Here is a 9,878-nt window from a genome sequence, read left to right as displayed (position 1 = left end):
TTTTTTATGATTTCTTCCTGAAGCTGTGATTTTAAGCTCAGCTCGGCAAACATCTGCTTAAGTTTGCGGTTTTCAGCCTCCAGCTCTTTTAAGCGTTTGATATCCGAAGTTTCCATTCTGCCGTATTTTTCCCGCCATTTATAAAAAGTTGAATTACCCATGCCATATTTACGGCAGAGTTCCTTGACAGGAATACCTGCTTCAGCTTCTTTTAAAATAGCGACGATTTGATGTTCAGTCATTTTTTTCATCATTAAATCCCCTTTTACTTTTATCATAGAGAATTTTCTACTTTTTTGCTGTACTATTTTAGGGGAGAGTTACAATATTAACTCAATTAACAATAAGACAGTATCCAACTTTAGAAGTCATATTTTGGAAGTCAGACAATGTAAACATGTAACGTGGAATAGTTATTGCCGTCATTTTAAAGCTTTGATGGGATTTGGAATAGAGCAAGGTTTAGTTATTCAAAAAAAAATCCATTTGATAGGATGTTAATAAAACCAGGGAAGAAAGCCAAAAAGACTATATCACAAGCAGATATTGATATTTGCTTAAGTTTTCTTAAAAAAAACAGCTAAACGAATCACCAAGAGACTTTTGCTATCCTGCTCAATTTTGGATAACTTTGATTAAAGTTTTGCAATACACAGGTATTCGACGTAATCAATTGTTGCATATTCGTATTTGTGATATTAATGATAAAGATAAAAAACTTTTTTTAAGAGAAGAGGGCTCGAAAACTCATAATGAACGAGAAATTCCTCTGATTGACGATGTTTTTCAAGATATTGTTGAATTAAAGAAACAATTAAAGATGTTAAATAAAAAACCGACCATGCAGCTATTTAATATTTATCATTTTAAAAATGATAAATGTGATTTTTACAAAGAAATGAATTTTGATCGAATAGATGCATTTTTTCAGCGATTATCAAAAGTTTGCAATGTTAAAGTTAGTCCTCACCGATTTCGACATACATTAGCAACAAATTTGATGAAACACCCTGATCGGAATGTAACATTAGTAAAAGAGCTATTAGGGCATTCATCGTTGTCAACAACATTAGAATATATAGTAACAGATCATGATCAATTAAGATCTTGTTTAGATGAGCATTTTAATCAATTAAAATAATGGTTAATTATATAAATAATTGTTTATTGATTATGAAAATTATTCAATAATAGCTTACTATTAGTATTCAATGTAATTGATATAGAATACTAGTAGTAATACATACAATAATGGATGATTATTAATGTTGACAAAATTTTTAATTTATTTATTATTTGTTAACAATATCTATCCCTCTATTATGAGATTTATTAATACGTAGAAATTAATTAAATATTAAAATCAATTAGTTGGTTGATTCGACTCATAATCGATTGGTCACTGGTTCAAGTCCAGTAGGGGCCACCATAGCAAGAATCAAGCAAGTTTAAAAACGTTCAAAAAAACTTTATCTAACAAGCTTTCTAGTTAATTTACTGTTCAACTAAGCTCATCCTGATTTAACTAAATTCAAACTTTTATGTTATATATTATGTTATACGTTTGAATATAACGTCGAGTTGTATAACATGGTAAAAATAGTTAAGCCTCTTACGGATACCCAAATTAAAAACGCTAAGCCAAAAGAAAAGGATTACACTTTATCTGATGGAGACGAATTATATTTGCAAAAAGACTGGTTCTAAAATATGGCACTTTAATTATATTTGCCCATTAACTGGTATGTTCACTGGTAACCGCCATTAAATTTAATGTAAAAATCAATAAATGAAAGTGGAATCTCTTTATCAAAATATTTGCTAAATTCTTAAAATTCTTCAAGAGATAATTGTTTTTCCGATTCTACGAGTATTAGTTGCATTTGTTATTATCCTTTTTAACTGGAAATATATACTTTTTGATCGTTTTTGTGGGTAAATATCTTACCTTTATTTCAAACTTAAGACACACCAATTTGCAACATTGCATAATAGAAATTAGTTATCGCAATCAAAGTAATAATCTTATAAATTATGTAAATTTTAGAGTAAAATACAATCAATAAGTTATATTAATAATCATACCCTGTTTTAGTCATAAAAACTGATACGCATTGATTATCAATTAAACAGAAATTATACTGATTTTTACATAAATTATTACCCGTTTCGATACAGAAGTTTCTATTGATTCTGCATTTGGAATTGTAGTTCAACATATTTTGTTTAACTTGGAGAAAGGAAATGTATTTATTAGAAATGGCACCAAAATTTTTATTAGCTTTAATTATTTTACTTGTTTATGTGAAGTTATCGGGTAAAAGCCAAATAGCACCTATGTCACAGCTTGATCAGGTTGGTAGTATGGTTATTGGTGCGTTGGTTGGGGGGGCCTTACTTAGTCCGACAGTATCTTCTTGGGAATCGGCTGGATTAGTGGCTATTTGGGCTGGCTTACTTGTTTTAATTCGATTTATCAAATCTAAAAACTCACGTTTACGCGATGCTATAGATGGCGAACCAATCCAACTTGTTAAAAATGGGCATTTAATAACGGATAATTTTGTTAAAGCTAACTTACCAGTAAGGGATTTTGAAACCTTAGTTAATATACAAGGCATAGCTTCTTTTGATGAGTTAAAAGAGGTTTGGTATGAACTAAATGGTTCGTTAACTGTTATCAAAAAAGGTGATAAAGATATTGCTGTGCTTATCATTGAAAATGGCGGTATTAGCCATGACAATTTAGAGCAACTCAAAAAAGATGAAAATTGGGTTAAACAAGAGATTGCAAAACAAGGTTATGAAAAATTAGAAGATATTTTTTGTGCTGAATGGTTTGATAATAAATTAATTGTTTATCCTTATGACGCTGTTCGTGAAGGTAAAAAATAACTATTGTTTGTATCTTAGGGTGGATAATAATCCACCCATATTTTAGCTCAATTGGTTAAAAATGTATCTTCAAATTAACGTAGTTGGCTATCTTTGCTGCCACGACGATTATATAGACTTGATGTTTTAGCTAATTGTTTATCGATTTCTTGTTGGCAAGACAAACAATATTGTACGCCAGGCAATGCAGATCTTCTGGCTTTTGCAATAGGCTCTCCGCATTCAATACAAAAATGAGCGCTAATTGTACTGTGATTGAGTTGTCTTCTTGCGTTTTCGATGGCATCAGCAATAGTGCCTTCGATTTGTTGATTAACGGCATCGTCAGACGCCCATCCACTTGCCATAAATGAATCCTTCTATAACTGAAATAGTTGGCTAATGATATGGTGTTTTTTTAAATATTTTCAAGTAGTATGCTAATTTATAGCAGTGCATTTTAGTGTTAATGATTATGCTGAAGTTAAGCAATAAATAGTAGAAGAATTGTTTAACATATTAAGTGGGAAATTATTATGCAACAATATGAACAAGCAACATTTGCTGGTGGTTGTTTTTGGTGTATGGTCAAACCCTTTGATCAGTATGAAGGGATTATTAGTGTTGCAGCAGGATATACAGGGGGGAAATGTTATCAATCCAACCTATCAACAAGTCTGCTCAGGCATAACAGAGCACACCGAAGCGGTACAAATTAAGTTTGATCCAAAAGTTATTAGTTATAAAAAATTGCTTGAAATTTTTTGGAAACAAATCGATCCAACTGATTCTCAAGGGCAATTTGCTGATCGAGGTGATTCTTATCGTTCTGTTATTTTTTATCATAATGAATATCAACATAAACTAGCATTAGCGTCTAAACAAGCGTTACAAGATAGTAAGAAGTTCGATAAGCCTATAGGTGTCGCTATCGAGCCTGCAGTTGCTTTTTACCTAGCTGAGGATTATCACCAACATTATTATACAAAACAACCCCAGCATTATAATCAATATTATCAATTATCAGGGCGATCAAAGTTTTTAGCACAGCATTGGCAAAAATAAAGAGGTAATTAAATTATGCAAAACTATCCGCAATATAGTAATAAACAAAAATGGATTCATTGGTTAACATTGATACTGATTGTATTAACGTTTTTATTAGTGTTATTTAAAGTGACATTGTCACATTATTTGGGAGGTATGTTTACTATTTATTTATTGCATAAATCTTTTGGCGTGTTGATATTTGTAATAACATTGTGGCGTTTTACAATTATTAAAACCGAAGGTGTGCCTAATGTCTTGCCTAAAAATCAAAAACTACAACGTATTTTATCGAAGTCCATACAAGGGTTTATTTACATTTTTTTAATTATTGTGCCTATGTCTGGGTACTTAATGAGTGGTCGGTCGCTGAATTTTGGGGGCATCATTTCTATTCCGGCTATTGATATGCCTAATATGTTTTATGATTTTTTTCATATTATGCATAAGTTCAGCTCATATTTATTAGCAATTTTACTTATTTTACATATAGCTGGCGCCTTATATCATTATTTTTGGATTAAAGATAAAGTATTGCAATCAATGTTAAGTCGTAATTAATTCTATTATTTAAAATAAATAACATAAAGGTGACTTATGAATAAAACAATGAAAGAAAAAGCACTGTCTATATTAACACCTATGCAATATCACGTAACTCAAAAAAATGGGACTGAACCACCGTTCGAAAACGAATTTAATTCCAATCATGAGGAAGGGATATATGTTGATATTGTGTCTGGCGAGCCGTTATTTACTTCGTTAGATAAATTTGATTCAGGATGTGGCTGGCCTAGTTTTGCTAAACCGATAAAAAAGGGCAATATTGTTGAAAAAAAGGACACCAGTTTTGGTATGAGGCGTATTGAAGTGCGATCTGTGGAAGCTGATTCTCATCTTGGGCATGTCTTTAATGATGGCCCAAAAGAGTTAGGTGGATTACGTTATTGTATTAACTCAGCTTCCTTACGATTTATACCTAAAGAGGAACTGGAAGATGCAGGTTATGGGCAATATTTAAACCTATTTGATAAACAATCACAGACAGCATAATCGCTACAATATAAAAATCCTATCATCTTAATCAGATGATAGGATAAAATTTTAAAAGACCTAGTTTTTTCGTTTAAATAAAATATAACTAATCAATAAAAATACGAAACTGGTTATAAGGGAACCAATAACAGGGTAAATACCAATAACAATACTTACTTGCGCAAACAAATTATCGGCAATGTAAAATAAGAAGCCAAAGCTGATACCTATCACCACACGAATCCCCATTGATACGCTACGCAATGGACCAAAAATAAACGATAAAGCTAACAACATCATCACAGCAACTGAAATTGGTTTAATGATCTTTTTCCAAAACAGCAAATCATAATACTTAGTATCTTGCCCAGAGTTTTTTAGATATTGTGAATACTCATAAAGTCCTGAAGCCGACAACGAGTCAGGATCAAATGCGACAATATTTAATTTATCAGGAGTAATGCTTGTTTTCCAAGGCATGGATATCGTATTTACACCAACTACTTTATTGGGCACTGTTAGATCATTTTTTTCAACTTGCGATAATGTCCAAGTATCATTTTCATACACTCCATAAGCAGCATAGGTAATGGATTGAAGCTTATTTTGGTCAACTGAATAAATATAAACATTCGAAATCGAATTATCGTTATTTACATGGCCAATAAATACATAATCATTACCATCTTTAGCCCAAAGACTGCCTTGTTCAGCCATTAACGAATTACCATAAAGCTTTTCAGAACGCATATTGCGTGCAGTTTGCTCGCTAACTGGGGCAACCCATTCACCAATCGCCATTGTAATTAGTACTAGTGGTAATGCTGTTTTCATCACCGCAAATGCAATTTTGAAACGACTAAAGCCAGATGTTTCCATTACAATTAATTCACTGCGGGATGCTAACAATCCTAAACCAATCAATGCACCCAATAACGCTGCCATCGGGAAGAATACTTCTAAATCTTTTGGAGTCATTAAAAGCGTATAAATACCGACAGAAAACGCATCATAATCAACTTTAATTTTTCGAAGCTGATCAATAAAACGGATGATACCCGACAAACTAATAAGTAAAAAAAGACTAACACCAATGGTGCTTAAAATAGTTTTACCGATATAACGTTCTAAAATCGAAAACACGCTTTGCTCCTTAAGATGCCGAATATTTTAAGCGAAGTTTACGCATAAATAGGTTATCCCAACAATTCAATATTATCGCTAACACAAAATATCCTAAATTCAATATATAAAACCACAATTCGGGATCTAACCGACCTTTACCAGCATTAGCCTTAATTGAACTGGCCGATAAAAAGTAAACTAAATAGATCAGTAAAGCTGGTAAAACTTGCGCAAGGCGTCCTTGTCGTGGGTTTGATACGCTCAGTGGAATAACTAAAAAGGCCATTAATGGTACTGAAATAATTAGCGTTATCCGCCAATAAAATTCCGCAACAGCTTTAGGTGTATTAGTATTAATAAGCTCTAATATTCCCAATTGCTGAACATCAACTTTATCGTTATCCTCGTTAGTATTTAACTCTTTGGGTTTTATGATACCTAAATAATTATGAAAGTTTGAAATTCTAAAATCTTTTAATTGTGCTGTACCTTCATAACGATTAGCATTTTCAAGTGTAATAATTTGGTTACCTTCGTTATCGTGTCCAGTCTTACCTTTATTAGCAATAATAATAGAAGGTCGTTGATTTGCTTTTGGATTGATTTGAGCAATAAATACATTTTCTAAATTGTTATTATCCACATTACCAATGTAAATAACTGAATTACCATCTGGCGTTTGTTGGAATTGTCCTGCTAATAATCCAGCTAAACTAGGATTGATCTTAGCATTAGCAACCAACTGATCTTGCTTAACGTTAGACCAAGGACCAAACCAAAGTGAATTCATTACGGTTAATATGCTAGTTAAAATGCATAGAAAAAATACTACTTGATAAGTTAAGTTTTTCTTAACACCACATGCATGCATAGCTACCATTTCACTATCAGAATAAAGTCGCCCGAAAGTAACAAGTACACCAAGAAAAAGGCTCAGCGGCAAAATAAGATCGGCCATATTTGATACGCCTAAAACTAGTAACGGCATAATTAATTCACGAGGGATTGAACCATCGATTGCGCTCGACAAAATTCTAATTAATTTTTGAGAAAGGAAAATCAGCAACAAAATAAATAAAATTGCCCCTTGGGTTTTCAATGTTTCTTTCACTAAATATCGACGAATTATCACATCTTACCTTTATCTGTTGGCACAAAATCAGACTATTATAATCTGATTTGTTTCGTTTTAGTTATCTTTTTGTTGCTATCCAACAATGAACCGATAGAATATAATTTTTCTGAACTAATTCATAAACGAGAAGCACCATGGAATTTCAAATAAAAAGCAGTACTATTATAACTAAACAAAAAACAGAGTGTTTAGTTGTTTCAATTGATTCAAGAAAAAGCCAGTCTGATTTTGTCAAAGATATCGATAAATCAACCAATGGTTTAGTTAGTCAGCTTATCAAATCAGGTGATATAAGTTGCGAACTAGGTAAAACTACTTTGCTACATCCAAATAACAATTTAAAACAAAAACTTTTATTTGTTGGTTGTGGCAAAGCAAAAACATTTGACTTAGTTCAAGCTAAAACCGTTATTAAAGTGGTAATAAAAGAACTACTAGCTAAAAAAGTTAAAAATATTGCATGGGATCTATTAGCATTCAATGAAGTAACTAGCCTTGAAATAGCCAAACAACTGCCGCAAATTATTAGCGATATAACTTATCGGTTTGATGACTTTAAAACGACTAAAGATCCTGTACCAAGCCTAACTAAAGTGACATTATTAATTCATGATAAAGAAGCGTTATCAGCATTAACTGATAACTTGTTACAAGGGCAAATTATTGCTAATGCTATTACTGCAACAAAAGCAATTGCCAATATGCCGCCAAATATTTGTAACGCAAAATACTTAGCCGAACAAGGTAAACAACTAGGCAAACTGCATTCATCATTAAAAGTAACCTGCCTTGGCGAAAGCGAATTGGCAAAATTAAACATGAACGCCTACTTAGCAGTAGGGCGGGGCTCGCAAAACGAATCAATCATGACCATTATTGAATACAATGGTGCTAAAGATAAAAAAGCTCAGCCGTATGTTTTAGTCGGCAAGGGACTAACCTTTGATTCAGGCGGAATATCTATCAAACCATCTGCAGGCATGGACGAAATGAAATACGATATGTGCGGTGCGGCAACCGTTTATGGTGTTATGCAGGCTGTGGCAGAGTTAAAATTACCTATTAACGTTGTTGGAGTCATGGCGGGTTGTGAAAACATGCCTGACGGCAACAGCTATCGCCCTGGCGACATATTGACAACCATGTCAGGTACTACAGTTGAAGTGATTAACACTGATGCTGAAGGTCGCTTAGTCTTATGTGATGCTTTAACATATGTTGAACGTTACAATCCAAAAACTGTTATTGATATTGCCACTTTAACTGGCGCTTGTATCGTTGCACTAGGACATCACTATACTGGAGTAATGGGTAATAACGACAAATTAATTGCACAATTGATCTTATCATCCAATAAAGCAGGCGACAAAGCATGGGCGCTACCGATTGATAGTGAATTCCAAGAACAAATCAAATCAACCTGTGCTGATATTGTTAATACTGGTGGTCGAGATGGCGGCACCATTACTGCGGCATGCTTCTTATCACGTTTTACCGAAAAATATCAATGGGCACATCTAGATATTGCTGGTACAGCGTGGAAATCAGGAAGACAAAAAGGTGCAACGGGTCGTCCAGTTGCCATGTTGATTCAATATCTACTAGATCAATAAATCGAGTTAATATTTTATGAAAAAAGTGATCTTCTATTTACTTGAAAACCAAACAGAAGCCAACGAGTCTGGCGTGCTTTTTTATGAAAAACTAGCATGCAAAAAAATAATTGAAGCATGGCATGCCAATCAACGCGTGCAAATTGCTTGTCAAGATCAGGCTCAAGCAGAACGAATAGACGAGTACCTTTGGCAACTCGAAACCGACAATTTTGTTCCGCATAATTTGGCCGGTGAAGGCATGAAAGGGGGATCACCTGTTGAAATCAGCTGGCCACAAAAACGCAGTAGCGGCACACGTCAGCTACTTATTAATTTACAAGAACAATTTCCTGAATTTGCAGGTGTTTATCGTGATATTATCGATTTTGTGCCAGTTGATGAGCAGTTAAAGTCATTAGCAAGGGAACGTTACAAGTTGTATAAAGAGGCAGGATTTAATCTTAAAACAATTTCAATTAATTGCGAATAATATTAGGGAAGTTTGTTTATTTCTTTACTGATTATTCTCTCTAAAAGTTGAAATAAAAATTAAATAAAATCAATTATCTATCCGAATTATTTTGTGGGGAAAATACATCTTATAACATGGTAAGGTTTATATGTTTATTTTCATGACGCTTAGAATGTGCCAATAACTAAGTGAGGTTAGTGTGTCAAACGGGAATATTTGCAAGTTTGTGCTTTGTATGGAACACAAATTTGAACATCAAGGCAAAGTTAAGATAGCTTTGTCGAGGTGAGAGCCATGGGGGATGAGGATATAAATTGAGCACATTTTGCAGCTAAAGCGTCGGTTGTTAGGTAACTCACTAATTCCTTGGTTTAGAAGTTATCACCAATATTTATTATTTCCACAAAAGTTAAGACTTACAAAACCTAACACCATATGCTAATTAAAAAATTGCATAAAAAAAACTAGTCAAGTTTTTTTAAAATGGTTATACTTTAACTCTCTAAAGGAATAGATTATTAAACAATCAAACAAACATAAAAATTAAAGTAAATAATTGATTTACTTGACATTTGAGCTGTAATTCATTATCATT

Annotated in this window: 10 protein-coding genes, 1 tRNA gene and 1 pseudogene; 8 read left to right on the top strand and 4 right to left on the bottom strand. The window is 32.9% G+C overall.

Translation table 11 applies throughout. The annotated features are described in order from the left end of the window. On the bottom strand, positions 1–254 hold a 254-nt coding region (locus tag A9G37_RS08045; RefSeq protein WP_065574334.1), incomplete at its 3' end, for a transposase. A gap of 377 nt (positions 255–631) precedes the next feature. Here A9G37_RS08045 and A9G37_RS08040 point away from each other — a divergent pair. From A9G37_RS08040 to A9G37_RS08030, 3 genes are all read left to right on the top strand, one after another. Further along, the gene (locus A9G37_RS08040; protein WP_065575183.1) at positions 632–1,141 is read left to right on the top strand and encodes a site-specific integrase; all 510 of its coding nucleotides are present in this window, start codon (positions 632–634) and stop codon (positions 1,139–1,141) included. Positions 1,142–1,360: 219 nt separating this feature from the next. After that, positions 1,361–1,429 (top strand) — tRNA-Met (locus A9G37_RS08035). Between the two features lie 815 nt (positions 1,430–2,244). Next, entirely contained in the window at positions 2,245–2,895 is a 651-nt protein-coding gene (locus A9G37_RS08030) for a DUF421 domain-containing protein (RefSeq protein WP_034912801.1), read from the top strand. Between the two features lie 74 nt (positions 2,896–2,969). Here the strand turns inward: A9G37_RS08030 and A9G37_RS08025 are convergent, their stop codons facing one another. Next, positions 2,970–3,242 carry a DksA/TraR family C4-type zinc finger protein gene (locus A9G37_RS08025; protein ID WP_034912805.1) on the bottom strand — a complete coding sequence of 91 codons (273 nt, stop codon included), beginning with the start codon at positions 3,240–3,242 and terminating at the stop codon, positions 2,970–2,972. A gap of 168 nt (positions 3,243–3,410) precedes the next feature. On the opposite strand from A9G37_RS08025, the pseudogene msrA reads away from it, so the two are divergent. From msrA to msrB, 3 genes and pseudogenes are all read left to right on the top strand, one after another. After that, a pseudogene (gene msrA / locus A9G37_RS08020) lies at positions 3,411–3,939 on the top strand (peptide-methionine (S)-S-oxide reductase MsrA). A gap of 15 nt (positions 3,940–3,954) precedes the next feature. Next, the gene (locus A9G37_RS08015; protein WP_065575182.1) at positions 3,955–4,482 is read left to right on the top strand and encodes a cytochrome b; all 528 of its coding nucleotides are present in this window, start codon (positions 3,955–3,957) and stop codon (positions 4,480–4,482) included. 48 nt (positions 4,483–4,530) lie between these two features. Further along, on the top strand, positions 4,531–4,974 hold the full coding sequence (gene msrB / locus A9G37_RS08010) for a peptide-methionine (R)-S-oxide reductase MsrB (protein WP_176701890.1): 444 nt from the start codon (positions 4,531–4,533) through the stop codon (positions 4,972–4,974). Positions 4,975–5,034: 60 nt separating this feature from the next. Here the strand turns inward: msrB and lptG are convergent, their stop codons facing one another. Together lptG and lptF are read right to left on the bottom strand one after the other, a co-directional pair. After that, complete coding sequence (lptG, locus tag A9G37_RS08005) at positions 5,035–6,099, bottom strand: LPS export ABC transporter permease LptG (RefSeq protein WP_065575180.1); 1,065 nt, start codon at positions 6,097–6,099, stop codon at positions 5,035–5,037. Positions 6,100–6,109: 10 nt separating this feature from the next. After that, positions 6,110–7,213 carry an LPS export ABC transporter permease LptF gene (gene lptF, locus A9G37_RS08000; RefSeq protein WP_065575179.1) on the bottom strand — a complete coding sequence of 368 codons (1,104 nt, stop codon included), beginning with the start codon at positions 7,211–7,213 and terminating at the stop codon, positions 6,110–6,112. A 137-nt stretch (positions 7,214–7,350) separates the two neighbouring features. Here lptF and A9G37_RS07995 point away from each other — a divergent pair, with 137 nt between their 5' ends. Beyond that, complete coding sequence (locus tag A9G37_RS07995) at positions 7,351–8,829, top strand: leucyl aminopeptidase (RefSeq protein WP_065575178.1); 1,479 nt, start codon at positions 7,351–7,353, stop codon at positions 8,827–8,829. A 16-nt stretch (positions 8,830–8,845) separates the two neighbouring features. Then, complete coding sequence (locus A9G37_RS07990; protein WP_065575177.1) at positions 8,846–9,301, top strand: DNA polymerase III subunit chi; 456 nt, start codon at positions 8,846–8,848, stop codon at positions 9,299–9,301. Positions 9,302–9,878: the final 577 nt, after the last annotated feature.

The organism is Gilliamella sp. GillExp13 (genome assembly GCF_001690815.1).
GTDB lineage: Bacteria > Pseudomonadota > Gammaproteobacteria > Enterobacterales > Orbaceae > Gilliamella > Gilliamella bombi.
This window is presented reverse-complemented; position numbering and strand designations above follow the sequence as displayed.

Coding starts and splice junctions, on each gene's coding strand:
- A9G37_RS08015 (WP_065575182.1), top strand. CDS start 3,955: ATGCAAAACTATCCGCAATATAGTAATAAACAAAAATGGATTCATTGG.
- A9G37_RS07990 (WP_065575177.1), top strand. CDS start 8,846: ATGAAAAAAGTGATCTTCTATTTACTTGAAAACCAAACAGAAGCCAAC.
- A9G37_RS07995 (WP_065575178.1), top strand. CDS start 7,351: ATGGAATTTCAAATAAAAAGCAGTACTATTATAACTAAACAAAAAACA.
- A9G37_RS08025 (WP_034912805.1), bottom strand. CDS start 3,242: ATGGCAAGTGGATGGGCGTCTGACGATGCCGTTAATCAACAAATCGAA.
- msrB (WP_176701890.1), top strand. CDS start 4,531: ATGAAAGAAAAAGCACTGTCTATATTAACACCTATGCAATATCACGTA.
- A9G37_RS08030 (WP_034912801.1), top strand. CDS start 2,245: ATGTATTTATTAGAAATGGCACCAAAATTTTTATTAGCTTTAATTATT.